Origin of the sequence: Micromonospora sp. NPDC047074, from assembly GCF_040643815.1 — a bacterium.
GTDB lineage: Bacteria > Actinomycetota > Actinomycetes > Mycobacteriales > Micromonosporaceae > Micromonospora.
This window is the reverse complement of sequence record NZ_JBEYVB010000048.1, coordinates 1-15,662: the sequence shown is the minus strand read 5'-3', so window position 1 is coordinate 15,662 and position 15,662 is coordinate 1. Positions and strand designations below refer to the sequence as shown.

The following is a 15,662-nucleotide window of genomic DNA, read 5'->3' as shown; positions in this document are numbered from 1 at the left end:
ACGACCACCCCTTCTCGGGAAACGGGTCGAACCGTCGGGCCGGTTCAGGGCCTGCCCTCCCGGGTGGCCCGCTCCAGTGCGCGGTTCAGGACGACCAGCAGGGCGTCCCGCACCGAGAGCCGGTCCCGGGCGTCGAACTGCACCAGGGGCACCTGGTCGCCGACGGCCAGCGCCCACCGGATCGCGTCGAGATCGTGCGCCAGCCGCCCGTCGAAGGCGTTCACCCCGACGACGAAGGGCAGGCCGGCCCGCTCGAAGAAGTCGATCGCCGGGTAGCAGTCGTCCAGCCGGGCGCTGTCCACCACGACGAGCGCGCCGAGCGCCCCGCGGGCCAGGTCGTCCCACATGAAGCCGAAGCGGGCCTGTCCCGGCGTGCCGAACAGGTACAGCTTGAGGCTGCGGTCGATGGTGACGCAGCCGAAGTCCATCGCCACCGTGGTGGTGGTCTTCGCGGAGCGTACGCCCGGGTCGTCGACGCCGATCCCGGCGCTGGTCATCTCCGCCTCGGTGGTCAGCGGGGCGATCTCGGAGATCGCGCCGACCGTGGTGGTCTTGCCGACCCCGAAGCCGCCGGCGATGAGGATCTTGACCGGGACCGGTGGCGCGGCGGGCGGCGGGGGCCGGCGCGCGGCGGACGTACCAGGAGCCGGCGGCCGGTACGGCGGCGGAGCCGACGCGGCGGGTTGCGGGCCGGTCGGGGAGCCGTAGCGGGCGGCGGCGCTGTTGGCGGCGAGCCCGCCCAGCGGGGTGTCCGACCAGTCAGGAGATCGCACGGAGTCCATCAATCACTCGCAGGATGATGTCGGTGTCCAGGACGTCGGCACCGTCGTGCACGTCCAGGTGGCCGGCGGCGCGGAGGTCGCCGACCAGCACCCGGGTCACGCCGAAGTGCAACCGGGTCCGGGCCGAGATCTCGGCGACCGAGAGCGGCTCGACGCAGAGCGCGACGATCGCCTGCGACTCGGGCGCCAGCCAGGTGAGCGGCGTCGCGCGGTTGGTCGCCGGCCGGGCGGTGACCTGGGTCTCCAGCCCGATGTCCGGGTCGGCGGCGACTACCCGCCCGGCGGTGAGCACGAACGGGCGCAGGCCGGCCGGCCCGTCCTCGGGCTCGGGTACGGCCGCCGGCATGCCGGGCGGCGCGCCGTCCGGGGGCGACGCGCGCAGGTAGGGCCGGATCCGGACCGTGGGCTCCGGGTCCGGTTCCCTGCCGGCGGCCTCGGGGGTCATTGCTGCACGGCGTTCTTCAGTTCGGCGATCAGCTTCGGCGTGAGGGCGCCCCCGGCCCGCCCGGCGAAGAGCGTCATCTCGTAGGCGACGGTGCCGAGGTTCGCCGAACGGTCGGCGACCACCCCGAGCACCGAGCCGCTGCTGATCGCGCTGATCAACAGGTATCCCTCGGTCATGTCCACGACCACGCGGTTCAGCCCGCCGAGGGCGTACCAGCTCGCCGCGCCACCGGCGAGGCTGGTCATGCCGGAGACCACCGCGGCGAGCCGTTCCGCGTTGGACCGGTCCTTGATCGCCGACATGGCCATCAGCAGCCCGTCCGAGGAGACCGCGATCGCCTCCAGCACCCCGGCGGTGCTGGAGGTGAAGGAGTCCAGCAACCAGTTGAAGGTGCGCGCCTCCGGGCTGAGGTCCCCGGTGCCAGGGCCCTGGTGGTCGACGTCGTCGTGCGGGAAGAGACTGGTCACCGTGATGTTCCCTCTTCGTAGCGGCGGACTTGACTGACTTCACGCTGAGCGCGGGCGACGCCCGCCTCGAACTCGGTGAGGAGGTCGCGGACCTCCTCCGGGTCTTCCGGCGGCGGGCTGCCGGCCTGACGTGCCGGGGCGACGGTGAGGTTCGCCCCGGGCACCCTGCGGGTCAGCCGCGACGGTGCCGGGCCGGCGGGCGGCCGGCCCAGTTCGGCCCGGCGTACGCCGGACTCGACCGCCTCGACGAGGGCACGGGCGGCGGCGGGGTCCGCGACGACGCCCTCCACCGGTCCCCGCACCGGCCCGACCGTCGGCGGGCCGGCCGGCGTCGGGGCCGGCGGCCCGGCCGGGCGCAGGGCGGCGCCCGGAACCCGCCGCCGGATGTCCGTCGGGGCGGAACCGGCCGGGCCGGCGGTGCCCGGGAACGCGGCGGCCGGGCCGGGGCCCCTCGGCGGGCGGCCGGCGACCGGCGCGGCAGCTACCTCCGGGGCGGCGTCGGCGGGCTCGGCGCCGGCATCGAAGGCGTTCCAGGACTGGCCGGACTCCATGGTGCGGCTGGCACGACTGAGCAGCGCCGCGTCGAACCCGGAGGGCGGCGCGTCCGGCGTGCTCCCGACCGCCGCGCGGGGCGGTTCGGCCCGGGCGGCGTCGGGCGCGCCGACCGGAGCGCGCCGGTCGCGGACGGGCACGGCGGCCCGGGCCACGGCCACTCCGGCCCGCTCGGCGCGGTGCAGGACCAGCGACGCCCTCGGTACGTCCAGGTGCGCGGTCACCCCGCCGCCGGCGGTCGGTGCCAGCTCCACCGTCCAGCCGTGCCGGCGGGCCAGCCGACCCACCACGAACAACCCCAGCACCTCGGTCGGCGCGAGGTCGAGCCGTTCCCGCCGGGTGAGCCGGGCGTTCTCCTCCGCGATCCGCTCCTGGGTCATGCCGATGCCCCGGTCCACCACGGTCAGCCGCGCCCCGGTGCCGGTCGGCTCGCCGCCGACGGTGACCCGGGTGTGCGGCGGGGAGGAGACGGTGGCGTTCTCCATCAGCTCGGCCAGCGCCAGGACGAGGTCGCCGACCGCGCCGGGTGCGACCGAGACGCCCGGCGGGACCCGTACGTCGACCCGGGTGTAGTCCTCGATCTCGCCGAGCGCCAGCCGGACCACGTCGCCGAGCGGCACCGGTGCCACGTGGGGATCCGTGCCGGCTGAGCCGGAGAGGACGACCAGGCTGCCGGCGTTGCGGCGCAACCGGCTGGAGATGTGGTCGAGCCGGTAGAGGTGCTCCAACCGGCCCGGGTCGGTCTCCTGCCGTTCCAACCGGTCGATCAGCGCGATCTGCCGGCCGACGAGGTTCTGCGTACGGCGGCCGACGTGGCCGAACATCTGCGCCACGTTGCGGCGGCCGGCGACCTGCCGTTCGACGAGCCGGGCGGCGGTGCTCTGCACCCGGTCGAACGCCCGGGCCAGGTCGCCGATCTCGTCGCGGGCCCGTACGTCGACCGGGTCGAGGCGGACCGGCGCGGCGCTCTCGGCCTCGTCGTCGGCGACCCGGGTCAGCTCCTCCTCGGCGACCCGGGCGACCCGGTCGGCCGAGCGGGTCAGCCGGGTCAGCGGCCGGGCCACCGTCCGGGCGACGGCCGCGCCGAGCAGCACCACCCCGGCGAGGATCAGGGCGACCACCCCGCCGACCAGGTACGCCTCGGTGAGTGCCCGGCGCTGCTGCGTCGTCACCTCGGCGATGACGTCGGCGACGAGCTTCTTCTCGATGAACTGCCCGAAGGTGATCATCGAGCGGACCGACGGGAAGAGCGCGTCCAGCGGGATGTTCCTGGTCGCCCCGGCCGGGTCCAGCGTGCTCGTGGTGAGGAAGTCGGCGCTGGTGCGGGCGGCCACCGCCGCGTCGTTGAGCGTCGCCAGCTTGAGCTGCTCAGGCGTGATCAGGCTGCGGAACCGCTGGTTGTCCACCCGGAGCGCGGCCATGCAGGCGACGTACGACGCGCTCACCCGGGCGGAGCCGGTCGCCTTGACCAGCACGATCAGCGTGGCGCAGGCGCCCAGCCCCTCGTCGACCCGGAGCAGCCCGTCCAGGGCCAGCACCTGCCGCCCGGCCGCCGTGTCGGTGTCGATCCCGAACGGCAGCCGCAGCGAATCGATCAACGACGTGTTGACCGGCCCGTAGCCGGCCATGATCTGGTCCGGGCCGGCGGTCCCGGCGAGCACCGCGGCCCGCAGGTCGCTCAGCCGGCGTATGCCGTGCAGGGCCTCGACGACGCGCGTCGGCAGCCGGCCGCCCGGGGCGGCCCGCAGGTCGGCCACCCGGTCGTCCACGGTGGCCGTCTTCTGCACCAACTCGGTACGGGCGACCCGGCCGAGCAGCAGGCCGACGGAGAGGACGCGCTCCTGTTGCAGGTCCTGTACGAGGCTGCCGATCCGGCTGGCGATCCGGACCCGGTCGGCGATGTCGCCGGCCCGCTGCGCGGCGGCCACCCGGTCGAGCACCACCGGCACGGCCAGCACCACCATGCTGAGCAACGGGATGACGACGAGCAGCGCGAGCTTGCCGCGGATCCGGAGCCTAGCGAGCAGCATCGAAGGCCCCCCACCCCGCGGGGGCGGGCTGGTGGGCTGCTCCCGTCGGCTGGAGCTGACGCGGCTCCGCGTCCAGGGCGCCGGTCGGCTGCCACCGGGTGTCGCCCGACCCGGCGGCGTCGTCCCCGTCGGGCCGGTCCTCCGCCGCGCCGCGTCGGGCGCGCCGGGCGGCGGCGAGCCACACCGCGCCGAGCGCCGCCCACAGCAGGACGCCCAGCACGCCCGCCCCGACCGTGCGCCAGCGGTCCCGGTCCAGGCCGTCGCGGCGCTCGGCGAGCAGGGCGTCGAGTTCGCCCAGGATGACGGGCTGGAGCCGCCGGGCGGCGGACTGCGCGTCGAGCCGGGCGCTGGCGATCCGTGCCTGGTCCGGCAGCGTGGCGCGGCCGGCCGGAGTGGAGTGGGCCGCGAGCGCCTCGACGGCACGCTGGTAGGTGTCGAGCGGGGTCAGCACGCTCGGGCCGAGGTCGGCGCTCTCCGAGCTGTCGACCGCGGCCCGCAGGTCGGTGACCAGGTCGCCGGCCGGGGTGAGGGCGGCCACGCGGAGGGCGGCGAGTTCCGCCGCGGTGCGGTTCCGGTCGGTGTCGGGCCGGCGGGCGGCGAGCAGGGCCAGGTCGGCCAGCCGGCCGGTCGCCACCACCGCCTCGGGCAGGTCCCGGCCGGCGCCGTCCTGCAGGAAGAAGGAGTCCGACCGGGGGTCGCGGACCAGCCCGGAGGTCTCCCGGACCTTGCGGTGCAGCGCCAGCAGCAGGTCGGTGACCTCGGCGTACGCGGCGAAGGCCGCCTCCGGGTCGGCGGGCCCCCGGGCGCCCAGCGCCTCGATCCCGGCCCGCAGGCCGGCCCAGCGTTCCCGGCTGCGCAGCTCGTCGCCGATCCGCGCGTCGACCGAGGCGGCGGTCTCGACGGCGCGGGTCAGTGCCTCGCCGGAGGCGGGTCGGGCGGCGACGGCGGCGGACTGGGCGTCCACCAGGGCGTCGGTGACCGGGGCGAGGGCACGCAGGTACTCCACGCCGAGTCGTTCCCGGCCGGCCAGGTCGCGGTCGTCGGCCGTGAGCCGCCAGGTCTGGACGAACAGCAGGGCCATCGGCGCGAGCAGGGCGACGAGGAGCAGCAGCGGCAGTACGCGGCCGACCGTCCGGGCCCGCCGACGGGCCGGTGGCGCGGGGGCTGTCATGGTCTGTCTCCTCCGGCGGGAGCGCGGGATCGGTGGGGTGTCGGGGGTCGACGGTGAGTCCCGTGCACCGGACCGGAAAGGTAACCGACCACGATGGAGCAGTCGGGCTGGTGAAGAGTCGGCTTTGCGTCATGAACGCCGATGTGACGCTCGGTAGGTAAAACTCGTACCCTGCGTGCCTCGTCCGCGGGTGACCTGGATGGATCGGAGTGGATTTCCGACGAACATCGGAATTCACGTGATCCGAATTCATCTCGCCGTGGCGCTCCGGACGCGCGGCGGTCGCACCGCCTCGGACACCGATCGGATCAACCGGACGAACGTACGGAGGATCTCAGCCAACGCTCAGGATCCGGGCCGTACCGTGTGCCGAATGAGATCGCCGTTGTCGGCCGCGTGGATCCGGCGCGCCCTGCCCACCCGTCGGCGCGCCGTCGCCGCGACGGCGGTCGTCGTGCTGCTCGCCGCCGCCGTGACCTGGGCGGTGCTGCCGCAGGGGCCGGACGTCCGCAGCGAGGCGGCGTTCGTGAACGTCCCCTCCGGGCCGGGCGGGGACGAGCCCGTCGACCTGGACACCACCTTCTATCTGCCCGAGGACGCCTCTGCGGGGAGCAAGGTGCCGGCGGTGCTGTTGGCGCACGGCTTCGGCGGCACCAAGGAGTCCGTCCGGGCCGACGCCGAGGAGTTCGCCGGGCGCGGCTACGCGGTGCTCACCTGGACCGCGCGGGGCTTCGGCCGCAGCGGCGGGCAGATCCACCTGAACAACCCGGACTACGAGGTCCGGGACGCCGCCCGCCTGCTGGACTGGCTCGCCGACCGTCCCGAGATCCGCACCGACGCGGCCGGGGACCCGAAGGTCGGCGTCGTCGGCGGCTCGTACGGCGGCGGCCTGGCGCTGCTGCTCGCGGCGCAGGACCAGCGCGTCGACGCGATCGTACCGATGATCACCTGGAACGACCTGTCCCGCTCCTTCCTCCCCGAGAGCACCGGGAAGCAGCCCACCGAGGGCGTGTTCAAGTCCGGCTGGGCCGGCCTCTTCTTCGGCGGCGGGGGCAACGTCGGCTCCGGGCCGGCCGGGCTCTCCGGGGCCAGCGCGGCCCAGCCCGAGGGGGCGCCCGCCTCCGCCGGTCCGCCCAGCCCGGGGCCGGGTGCGGGTCCGGGCACCGGTCCGGGGCGCGCCCCGGCCGGGGCCGGCGACCCGGCGTGCGGCCGGTTCGCCGCCGACATCTGCGCCGCCTACCTGCGGATCGCCACCACCGGGCGGGCCGACCAGGCCGCCGTGGACCTGCTGCGCCGCTCCAGCCCCGCCGGGGTGCTCGACCGGATCAAGGCGCCGACCCTGCTGGTGCAGGGTGCGGCGGACACCCTCTTCCCGCTCGGTGAGGCCGACGCCAACGCGCGCGGCATCGCCGCCACCGGCACGCCCGTCCGGGTGGCCTGGTTCACCGGCGGGCACGACGGCGGCGAGGGCCCGAAGACCGACTCGGACCGGGTGAAGTTCCTGACCGTGCAGTGGCTCGACCACTACGTCAAGGGCGAGGGCGAGGCGCCGGGCGACGACTTCACCTGGTCCCGGATCGCCGGCTTCGACGCCCTCGACCGGGGCCTGGTGGCCACCGGTTACCGCACCACCGACTACCCCGGGGTCGCCGGGACGGCCCGCCGGGACGTGCCGGTCACCGGCCCCGCCCAGCCGGTCGCCAACCCGCCGTCGCGTAACCCGGCCGCCATCTCCACGGTGCCCTTCGCCGGTGAGCTGTCGTCGCTGCTCGGCGGCGTGGCCGGGGACATTCCCGGCCAGCACGCCCGGTTCGAGTCGGAGCCGTTGGCCGAGACGGTGGACGTGGTGGGCGCGCCGACCGTCGACATCCGGGCGGCGTCGCCGACCGGCGAGGCGGTGCTCTTCGTCAAGCTCTACGACGTCGACCCCAACGGCGCCGCCACCCTGCCCAACGGCCTGGTCGCCCCGGTCCGGCTCACCGGCCTGCCGCCGACGATCGACGCGGCGCGGCCGGTCACCGTGACCCTGCCGGCGATCGTCCGCCGGGTCGAGGCCGGGCACCGGCTGCGCGTGGTGGTGGCGACCTCCGACCAGGCGTACGCCACCCCGGTCGAGCCGGCCGTGCACACCGTCGAGGCCACCGGCGCGGTCAGCCTGCCGACCGTCGCCGGGGACCCGATCCCCACCGCCGCCACCGTGTGGCGCTGGGTGCTGGCCGGGCTGGTCGCCGCGATCGCGGTCGGGCTCGTCGTGGTCGTCGCCGTGGTCCGCCGCCGGCACCGCCGCCAGGACAGCTCCGTCCACCCGGACTACGCGGGCGTCCCGCTGGCCGTGCGGCAGCTCCGCAAGGAGTACGCGGACGGCTTCGTCGCCGTCTCGAACGTGGACTTCGAGGTGCACCCCGGTCAGGTCGTCGGTCTGCTGGGCCCGAACGGCGCGGGCAAGACCACCACGCTGCGGGTGCTGATGGGGCTGACCCAACCCACCGCCGGCGAGATCTACGTCTTCGGGCACCGGCTGGTGCCCGGGTCGCCGGTGCTGTCCCGGATCGGGGCGCTGGTCGAGGGGCCAGGCTTCCTGCCGCACCTGTCCGGGCTGGACAACCTGAAGGCGTACTGGCGGGCCACCGGTCGGCCGGCCGAGGACGCACACTTCGAGGAGGCCCTGGAGATCGCCGGCCTGGGCGACTCCGTGCACCGGCGGATCAAGAACTACAGCCACGGCATGAAGCAGCGGCTCGCCATCGCGCAGGCCATGCTGGGCCTGCCCGAGCTGCTGGTGCTCGACGAGCCGACCGACGGGCTCGACCCGCCGCAGATCGCGGAGATGCGCCGGGTGCTCCAGCGCTACGCCACCGACGGCCGGGCGGTGCTGGTCTCCAGCCACCTGCTGGCCGAGGTGGAGCAGACCTGCACGCACGCGGTGGTGGTGAACAAGGGCCGGATCGTCGCCAGCGGCCCGGTCGAGGAGATCGTCGGCGAGTCGCCCAGCGTGCTCTTCGACGTGACCGACCCGGAGGCCGCCCGCGCGGTGCTGGACGGCCTGCACGGGGTGCGCGTGCTCCCCGACGGCGAGGGCCAGCTCGTGGTGGACACCAACGGCACCGCCCGCAGCGAGGTGGTCGCCGAGTTGGTCCGGGCCGGCATCGGGGTGGACCGGGTGGTGCCGCGGCGCCGCTTGGAGGACGCGTTCCTCGCCCTGGTGGGCGAGAACTCTCGGGGAAGCGGGGACCGATGATGGCGGGCACGTCACCCACGGTGGGAGCGGCGGCCGGCTACCGGCCGTCGGCGACCCTGCCGTTCGGCGCCGAGTTCCGGCGGCAGGCCTCCCGGCGGCGTACGCAGCTCGCGCTCGGGTTCATGGTGCTGCTGCCGCTGATCATCCTGATCGCGTTCCAGTTCGACACGGGCGACGACGACAACGGGCGCGGGGAGTTCGGCAGCCTGGTGGAGTTCGCCACCTCGGGTGGGCTGAACTTCACCCTCTTCACCATCTTCGTCTCGGCGTCGTTCCTGCTGGTCGTGGTGGTGGCGCTGTTCTGCGGCGACACGGTGGCCAGCGAGGCGAGCTGGGGGAGCCTGCGCTATCTGCTCGCGGTGCCGGTGCCCCGGGCCCGCCTGCTCACGGTGAAGCTGCTCGTCGCGCTCGCCTACTCGGCCCTCGCGTTGCTGCTGCTCGCCGGCACCGCCCTGCTGATCGGCACCGCCCGCTACGGCTGGGAGCCGCTGCGCAGCACGGTCGCCGCCCAGCTCGAACCGGGGGAGGGCCTGCTGCGGCTGCTGGGCGTGCTCGGCTACCTGGCGGTCGTACTCCTGGTGGTGGCCGGCCTGGCGTTCCTGCTGTCGGTGGTCACGGACGCCGCGCTCGGCGCGGTCGGCGGCGCGGTGCTGCTCTGGATCCTCTCCAGCATCCTCGACCAGATCACCGCGCTCGGCGCGCTGCGCGCGTTTTTGCCCACCCACTACAGCACCGCCTGGCTGGGGCTGCTGTCGACGCCGGTGCAGACCGACGACGTGGTACGCGGCACGATCTCCGCGATCAGCTACGCGACGCTGTTCTGGGGGCTGGCGTTCTGGCGGTTCACCCGCAAGGACGTTGTCTCATAGCAGCGGCACCGACCTGGTCGGCACCGGCCTGTCCGGGGTGTCCGGCGTCGGGGTGGGCGCCGGACCCGCGAGCGGTTTCCACGCGCTCACCCCGATCCGGCCCGTGTTGCCGAGGTCGATCGAGCCGTCCAGGTCGACGTCCTGCGCGGCCCGATCCACGGCCGGTGCGACCTCCAGGCGTTCGCCGTTGGTGGCGGTCACGGTCGCGTCGGTGACCAGGTTGCGCCACAGCACGGCGGCACCGGCCCGTTCGCCCGGTCGCAGGGTCAGCGCCCGGGGCGGCTGGTCGAAGCCCGAGGTGATCCCTTCGGCCCCTTCGATCACCCGGACCGGTATCGGATTGCCGTCGGCGTCGAACAGCCGCAGCACCGGATAGCCGCTGAGCGGGTAGGGCCGCGTACCGCAGTTGACCAGTTCCAGGCCGAGCGCGCGCAGGCCCATGGCGGCCTCGGTGCCGCGCGAGGTGATCCGGACGCCCGACTCCGGGCAGCCGGCGGCCGTGTCGGGCCCGGCAGTTGTCACCCGCGCGGTCCGGCCGGGTGCCGGTGCCGTCCGCTCGATCGCCGGCGAGCAGGCGGCCAGCAGGACGAGGCCGGTGATCGCGAGCCCGACCGCGCGAGCGCGACCCCGACCCCGACCTCCACCGCCAAGGTGCGGTGCGGATCGGTGCGCCGGGCGTGTCATCACCTGATCATCGCACCGGCGGGTGCGGAGCCGATCCCGGCACGTTGCCCGGCTACTAGCTGGGCGCTGTCGAGCTGCCCCGGCTGTGCGACCGGGGCGGCCGGGCGGAAGGTGCGACGGTAGACGTCCGGCGGCACACCGACGGTGCGGTGGAAGTGCCGGCGCAGCGTCGTGGCGGTGCCCATGCCGGCCGCCTGGGCGATGACGTCGATGCCTCTGTCGGTGTTCTCCAGCAACTCCTGGGCCCGGCGGATGCGCTGCGTCGCCAGCCACCGCAACGGTGTGGTGCCGGTCGCCGACCTGAAGTGGCGGGCCAGGTTGCGCGAGCTCATGTTCGCCCGGCGGGCCAGGTCCTCCACGGTCAGCGGACGGTCCAGCCGTTCCAGCGCCCAGGGGAACAGGTCGGCGAGGGGATGATCGTCGCGGGCGGGCACCGGGGTGGTGACGAACTGGGCCTGGCCGCCGGCGCGGTGCGGCGGCACGACGAGGCGGCGGGCTACCGCGTTGGCGACCGTCGAACCGTGGTCGCGGCGGATCAGGTGCAGGCACAGGTCGATCGCGGCGGCCTTGCCGGCGGAGGCGAGCACGTTGCCGTTGTCGACGTACAGCACGTCCGGGTCGACCCGCACCCGAGGGTAGCGGGCGGCCAGCGCCTCGGTGTGGGCCCAGTGCGTGGTCGCCCGCAGCCCGTCCAGCACCCCGGCGGCGGCCAGCACGAACGCGCCTGTGCACAGCGAGACCATCCGGGCGCCCGCCTCGTGGGCCGCGCGGACGGCGTCGAGCAGGTCGGGCGGCACGTCCGCGTCGGTGTCCGCCACGGCGGGGACGATCACGGTGTCGGCGCGGGCGAGTCGGTCCCACCCGTCGTCGGGCTCCACCCCGAACCTGCCGATCCGCACCGGGGCCTGGCCGCAGACCACGAGGTCGTACCACGGGTCTGCCAGGCCGGAGGGGTCGCGGACGAAGACCTCGCAGGCCATGGCGAACTCGAAGTGCAGCATCCCGTCGGTGGCGGCGAGCGCGACAGTGGCCATGTCCGAAACTGTATGGGGCATGGCGTTCCAGACACTGCTGCGGGGCCGGCCCCGCTGAAAGGATCTCCTTGGTCGATCTTTCGAAGAGGAGACGCAGATGGGTTCGGGTCAGACCGTGGCGGTGTTCGGCGCGTACGGACACACCGGGCGGTTCGTGGTGACGGAGTTGCGCGACCGCGGGTTCGTCCCGCTTCTCCTCGGCCGCGACGCGGGCAGGCTCCAGGCGCTGGCGGCGTCGCATCCGGGGCGCGAACACCGGGTGGCGTCGGTCGACGCTCCGGCCTCGCTCGACGGGGCGCTGAAGGGCGCGTCCGCGGTCGTCAACTGCGCCGGGCCGTTCGCCTCGACCGCGGCCCCCGTGATCGAGGCCGCCCTGCGCGCCGGGATCCCGTACGTGGACGTGGCCGCCGAGATCGAGGCCAACCTCGACACGTTCACGCACTTCACCGACCGCGCCCGGGCCGCCGGTGTCGCGGTCGTTCCGGCGATGGCCTTCTTCGGCGGGCTCGGCGATCTGCTGGTCACGATGGCGATGGGCGACTGGACGGCGGCCGACGAGGCGCACGTCGCGTACGGACTCAGCAGTTGGCACCCCACGGCCGGGACCGTCGCCGCCGGCGCCGTCTCCCGGGAGCGGCGCGACGGCAGGCGGGTCCGCTACACCGGGGGCCGGCTGGAGTACCTCGCCGCCGAGGGCGGCCTGCCGAGCCTGGAGTGGGACTTTCCCGCTCCGCTGGGCCGCCGGACGGTTCTCGGCGAGTTCACGATGGCCGACGTCGTCACCATTCCCAGCCACCTGTCCATCCCCGAGGTGCGTACGTACATGACCGCCGACGCGGCGAGGGACCTGGCCGGTCCGGATACACCCGCACCGACCGCGGTCGACGAGCGCGGCCGGTCCGCGCAGACGTTCACCGTCGACGTGGTCGTGCGCTCCGGCGCCGCGCGGCGCCGCGTCGTCGCCCGCGGCCAGGACATCTACGCGATCAGCGCGCCGCTGGCGGTCGAAGCCGTGCAGCGGATTCTCGACGGACGGACGAGGACGAGCGGCGTCGCCTCAGCCGGCGAGATCTTCGACGCGCGCGACTTTCTCCGCGCGCTGTCCGCGCACATCTCCCTCGAAGAGCCCCACTCGCCACAGCTCGCCTGATCAGTCCGGTGGCAGGTGGCGGCTGCTCTGGGTCCGCCGGCCCTCGGCGGCGCGGCGGACCGCCTCGGCGGCGGCCCGGCGCCCGGCCGCCCGGTTGACCGCCGCCGAGGAGTCCACCTCGTGGACCAGGATGCGGCGCAGCACGACCCGGACCGGGGGCGGCTGTCCGCCGCAGAGCCGCGCCAGCTCGGTCCGTATCCCGTCGGCGAATCCCTCGACGCACTCTCCGCGCAGGTCGGCCGGGCCCGGCGGCTCCCCGCCGAACCGTGCGACGAAGGCGTACGCCGGATGCGGCTCGACGTCGGCGAGCACGACGGCGATCCCGCCGCAGGACGTCTGGGTGCCGTGCCGCACGTGCACCGCCCGGACGGCTGTCGTCCAGTCCGGCTGGTCGGTCACCGCCTGCTCGTCGCACCGGCCCGGTCGCGGCTCGGCGCTGTCGACCTGCCCCATCTGTAGGTCCTTCCGGTCAGGGGCGGTACGGGGCGTCGGTGTGGCGCAGCTCGGTCAGCGAGGCTCCCTGGAGCTGGTAGACGGCGGTGCGCCGGATGTTCAGCTCGGCCGTCGTGCTGCCCGGCGAGCGGGTCAGGAAGACCACCGTCGCCTGGCCGTCGCGCACGCTGATGCTGCTGACCGGGGTGCGGTCGCCGAGGTCGTCCTGGGCCTGGTAGGCCGGGTCGCCGTCGACGTTGCGCCAGACCGCCAGGGTGAAGAAGCGACCACTGCCGCCGCCGTTGCGCATGACCGCGCCGACGGCGTCTCCCGCCCCGTCGCCGTCGAGGTCGCCGATGGCGCAGGGCTTCTGCAACTCCACGGTCGCTCCGTCGCCCGACCACCGGCCGGCGGCGAGGGTGATCGGGTTGGCGTTGCCGTTGTAGCGGACGGTCCGGCTGCCGACCTGGGCGCTGCGCAGTTCCGCGCAGGTGAGCCGGTCGGCCGCCCGGGACGTCCGGCGGGGGGTGGGGGTCGCGGCGGTGGTCTCGTCGACGTCGACCTTCTTCGCGGAGGTGCCCGGTCGGTTGGCGGACTTGTTCCGCTTCTTCCGGTTGCCCGAGCTGCAACCGGTGGTCACGACCAACACGCAGGCCATGGCGAGTGCCACCACCGGGACGAGCTTGCGCCGCATCACGCGATTCCTCTCTGTCGATGAGCCCGAACCGTAACCGGTGCGCGCCAGCCCGCTGCGCCTGGTGGAGGGCCGGCGCGTGGGAGCGTTCCCACGGATAGGGAAAGGATCGACATCTTCGAATTGGCATCGCCATCCTGGGGTCGTCCTGTCCTGCTGATCGGAGGTGTCCGAATGCTCGCTGACCGGATCGGCGGCCCGGCCCTGTCCCTGTTCCGTGCCGTCGTCGGACTGCTCTTCCTCTGCCATGGCCTGGCCTCGCTGTTCGGGGTCCTGGGCGGAAACCGGGGTACCGGCGAGGCGGTCCCCCTCGGCGAGTGGCCGGGGTGGTGGGCGGCACTGATCCAGGCGGCCTGCGGCGGGTTGGTGCTCGTCGGCCTGCTGACCCGGGCGGCGGCCCTGCTGGCGTCCGGCTCGATGGCCTACGCGTACTTCGTGGTGCACCAGCCCGACGCGTTGTTCCCGCTGCGTAACGGGGGTGAGCTGGCCGTCCTGTTCTGCTGGTCGTTCCTGCTGATCGCCGTGTTCGGGCCCGGCGCGTGGGCGGTCGACACCCTGCTCCGCAACCGCCGGCCCGTCGAGACCCGCCCGGTGACCGTGTGAACCCGGTCCGTGGCGGCGGCCGGGATCCGCCGCTCCGCCTGGTCAGGGGGCCGGCGCGGAGCCTGCGGAATCGCTCACACCGTGGGATCTCCCCTGGGAGCGGGCGGCGATGTTGCCTAGACTCGGCGGCACAACTTCATACCTCATCCAGAGGGGCTGAGGGATACGGCCCGACGACGCCCCGGCAACCACCTCGCGCGCTCATCGCAGAGCGGCCGGCGAGGCAGGTGCCAATTCCGTCCCCGCCGCAGGGTGCGATGCGGGGAAAGATGAGAGGACCCTCGACATGACGTCGACGTTCGCCCCCTCCGGCATCGACACGACCGCCAGCCCCGCCCGCGCCCTGGTCTGTCGCGCCTGCTCGGCCCGCTACCCGCTCGCCGCCCAGCACGCCTGTTACGAGTGTTTCGGCCCGCTGGAGGTCGACTACGACGCCGACGCGCTCGCGACGGTCACCCGGGAGCAGATCGAGGCGGGCCCGCAGAACATCTGGCGGTACGCGGCGCTGCTGCCCGCCGGTCAGGACCCGGCCACCCGGGTCACTCTCGACCCCGGCTTCACCCCGCTCGTGGCCGCCCCGCACCTCGCCGCCGAGCTGGGCATCACCGCCCCACTCTGGGTCAAGGACGACAGCGCCAACCCGACCCACTCGTTCAAGGACCGGGTGGTCTCCGTGGCGCTCACCGCCGCCCGCGCGCTCGGCTTCAGCCGCTACGCCTGCGCCTCGACCGGCAACCTGGCCAACTCGGTGGCCGCGCACGCCGCCCGGGCCGGCGCGCCGTCCGTGGTCTTCATTCCCGGCGACCTGGAGCAGGGCAAGGTCGTCACCACCGCCGTCTACGGCGGCGAGCTGGTCGCCATCGACGGCTCGTACGACGACGTGAACCGGCTCTGCGGCGAGCTGGTGGAGACGGACGAGTTCGAGGACACCGCGTTCGTCAACGTCAACGTGCGTCCCTACTACGCGGAGGGGTCGAAGACGCTCGGCTACGAGGTGGCCGAGCAGCTCGGCTGGCGGATCCCGGCGCAGGTGGTGATCCCGATGGCCTCCGGCGAGCTGCTCACCAAGATCGACAAGGCGTTCGCCGAGCTGGTCGAGATCGGCCTGGTCGAGGCGCCTGCCGATGGCTGGAAGGTGTTCGGCGCCCAGTCGGCCGGCTGCAACCCGATCGCCACGGCCCTGCACGCCGACAGCGACACGATCGTCCCGGTCAAGCCGACCGGCATCGCCAAGTCGCTGAACATCGGTGACCCCGCCGCCGGCCTCTACGCGCTGGAGGCGGTGCGCCGTACCGGCGGCTGGATGGAGTACGTCGACGACGACGAGATCCGCGACGGCATCCGGCTGCTGGCCCGGACCACCGGCGTCTTCGCCGAGACCGCTGGCGGGGTGACGGTGGCGGTGCTGCGCAAGCTGGTCGAGTCCGGCCGCCTCGACCCGGCCGCGGAGACCGTCGTCTTCAACACCGGCGAGGGCCTCAAGACCATCGACGCGGTGGCCGCCCAGGTCG

The 15,662-nt window shown here is 74.4% G+C and carries 14 protein-coding genes and 1 riboswitch; of the genes, 5 read left to right on the top strand and 9 right to left on the bottom strand.

Translation table 11 applies throughout. From position 1 onward, the window contains the following. Positions 1-44 precede the first annotated feature (44 nt). The 5 genes from ABZ809_RS31175 to ABZ809_RS31155 are packed head-to-tail and all read right to left on the bottom strand — an operon-like array spanning position 45 to position 5,447. Complete coding sequence (locus ABZ809_RS31175) at positions 45-782, bottom strand: ATP/GTP-binding protein (RefSeq protein WP_357566216.1); 738 nt, start codon at positions 780-782, stop codon at positions 45-47. After that, a complete protein-coding gene (locus ABZ809_RS31170) occupies positions 760-1,227 on the bottom strand; it encodes a DUF742 domain-containing protein (protein WP_357566215.1) in 468 nt (155 codons plus the stop codon). Before ABZ809_RS31170 ends, ABZ809_RS31175 begins: the two co-directional genes overlap by 23 nt. Beyond that, positions 1,224-1,694, bottom strand: a complete 471-nt coding sequence (locus tag ABZ809_RS31165) for a roadblock/LC7 domain-containing protein (protein WP_357566214.1) — start codon at positions 1,692-1,694, stop codon at positions 1,224-1,226. Before ABZ809_RS31165 ends, ABZ809_RS31170 begins: the two co-directional genes overlap by 4 nt. Continuing rightward, entirely contained in the window at positions 1,691-4,276 is a 2,586-nt protein-coding gene (locus tag ABZ809_RS31160) for a nitrate- and nitrite sensing domain-containing protein (RefSeq protein WP_357566213.1), read from the bottom strand. Before ABZ809_RS31160 ends, ABZ809_RS31165 begins: the two co-directional genes overlap by 4 nt. Continuing rightward, complete coding sequence (locus ABZ809_RS31155) at positions 4,263-5,447, bottom strand: hypothetical protein (protein WP_357566212.1); 1,185 nt, start codon at positions 5,445-5,447, stop codon at positions 4,263-4,265. Before ABZ809_RS31155 ends, ABZ809_RS31160 begins: the two co-directional genes overlap by 14 nt. A 373-nt stretch (positions 5,448-5,820) precedes the next feature. Between ABZ809_RS31155 and ABZ809_RS31150 the strand changes: the two genes are divergently transcribed. Then, complete coding sequence (locus ABZ809_RS31150; protein ID WP_357566211.1) at positions 5,821-8,685, top strand: alpha/beta fold hydrolase; 2,865 nt, start codon at positions 5,821-5,823, stop codon at positions 8,683-8,685. Next, a complete protein-coding gene (locus tag ABZ809_RS31145) occupies positions 8,682-9,554 on the top strand; it encodes an ABC transporter permease subunit (RefSeq protein WP_357566210.1) in 873 nt (290 codons plus the stop codon). Before ABZ809_RS31150 ends, ABZ809_RS31145 begins: the two co-directional genes overlap by 4 nt. On the opposite strand, the gene ABZ809_RS31140 is transcribed toward ABZ809_RS31145, so the two are convergent. Together ABZ809_RS31140 and ABZ809_RS31135 are read right to left on the bottom strand one after the other, a co-directional pair. After that, positions 9,549-10,076 carry a DUF4232 domain-containing protein gene (locus tag ABZ809_RS31140; RefSeq protein ID WP_357566209.1) on the bottom strand — a complete coding sequence of 176 codons (528 nt, stop codon included), beginning with the start codon at positions 10,074-10,076 and terminating at the stop codon, positions 9,549-9,551. The two genes, ABZ809_RS31145 and ABZ809_RS31140, sit on opposite strands and share 6 nt — an antisense overlap. A 161-nt stretch (positions 10,077-10,237) precedes the next feature. Further along, a complete protein-coding gene (locus ABZ809_RS31135; protein ID WP_357566208.1) occupies positions 10,238-11,272 on the bottom strand; it encodes a helix-turn-helix domain-containing protein in 1,035 nt (344 codons plus the stop codon). A gap of 97 nt (positions 11,273-11,369) precedes the next feature. On the opposite strand from ABZ809_RS31135, the gene ABZ809_RS31130 reads away from it, so the two are divergent. Beyond that, positions 11,370-12,422: a saccharopine dehydrogenase NADP-binding domain-containing protein gene (locus ABZ809_RS31130; RefSeq protein WP_357566207.1), complete on the top strand. Its 1,053-nt coding sequence runs from the start codon at positions 11,370-11,372 to the stop codon at positions 12,420-12,422. Here ABZ809_RS31130 and ABZ809_RS31125 read toward each other — a convergent pair whose 3' ends face one another. Next, positions 12,423-12,875, bottom strand: coding sequence for a hypothetical protein (locus ABZ809_RS31125; protein ID WP_357566206.1), 453 nt, complete (start codon positions 12,873-12,875; stop codon positions 12,423-12,425). 16 nt (positions 12,876-12,891) lie between these two features. Beyond that, positions 12,892-13,548 carry a hypothetical protein gene (locus ABZ809_RS31120; protein WP_357566205.1) on the bottom strand — a complete coding sequence of 219 codons (657 nt, stop codon included), beginning with the start codon at positions 13,546-13,548 and terminating at the stop codon, positions 12,892-12,894. Between the two features lie 174 nt (positions 13,549-13,722). On the opposite strand from ABZ809_RS31120, the gene ABZ809_RS31115 reads away from it, so the two are divergent. Beyond that, the gene (locus tag ABZ809_RS31115; protein WP_357566204.1) at positions 13,723-14,151 is read left to right on the top strand and encodes a DoxX family protein; all 429 of its coding nucleotides are present in this window, start codon (positions 13,723-13,725) and stop codon (positions 14,149-14,151) included. Positions 14,152-14,291: 140 nt separating this feature from the next. Then, positions 14,292-14,427: riboswitch (SAM riboswitch) on the top strand. 10 nt (positions 14,428-14,437) lie between these two features. Next, a partial coding sequence (gene thrC, locus ABZ809_RS31110) for a threonine synthase (RefSeq protein WP_357566203.1) occupies positions 14,438-15,662 on the top strand: 1,225 nt, incomplete at its 3' end.

What these genes read in the sequence shown, in the direction of transcription:
- ABZ809_RS31175 (WP_357566216.1), bottom strand. Translation starts at nt 782, where the DNA reads ATGGACTCCGTGCGATCTCCTGACTGGTCGGACACCCCGCTGGGCGGG.
- ABZ809_RS31170 (WP_357566215.1), bottom strand. Translation starts at nt 1,227, where the DNA reads ATGACCCCCGAGGCCGCCGGCAGGGAACCGGACCCGGAGCCCACGGTC.
- ABZ809_RS31160 (WP_357566213.1), bottom strand. Translation starts at nt 4,276, where the DNA reads ATGCTGCTCGCTAGGCTCCGGATCCGCGGCAAGCTCGCGCTGCTCGTC.
- ABZ809_RS31155 (WP_357566212.1), bottom strand. Translation starts at nt 5,447, where the DNA reads ATGACAGCCCCCGCGCCACCGGCCCGTCGGCGGGCCCGGACGGTCGGC.
- ABZ809_RS31150 (WP_357566211.1), top strand. Translation starts at nt 5,821, where the DNA reads ATGAGATCGCCGTTGTCGGCCGCGTGGATCCGGCGCGCCCTGCCCACC.
- ABZ809_RS31145 (WP_357566210.1), top strand. Translation starts at nt 8,682, where the DNA reads ATGATGGCGGGCACGTCACCCACGGTGGGAGCGGCGGCCGGCTACCGG.
- ABZ809_RS31135 (WP_357566208.1), bottom strand. Translation starts at nt 11,272, where the DNA reads ATGGCCACTGTCGCGCTCGCCGCCACCGACGGGATGCTGCACTTCGAG.
- ABZ809_RS31130 (WP_357566207.1), top strand. Translation starts at nt 11,370, where the DNA reads ATGGGTTCGGGTCAGACCGTGGCGGTGTTCGGCGCGTACGGACACACC.
- ABZ809_RS31125 (WP_357566206.1), bottom strand. Translation starts at nt 12,875, where the DNA reads ATGGGGCAGGTCGACAGCGCCGAGCCGCGACCGGGCCGGTGCGACGAG.
- ABZ809_RS31120 (WP_357566205.1), bottom strand. Translation starts at nt 13,548, where the DNA reads ATGCGGCGCAAGCTCGTCCCGGTGGTGGCACTCGCCATGGCCTGCGTG.
- ABZ809_RS31115 (WP_357566204.1), top strand. Translation starts at nt 13,723, where the DNA reads ATGCTCGCTGACCGGATCGGCGGCCCGGCCCTGTCCCTGTTCCGTGCC.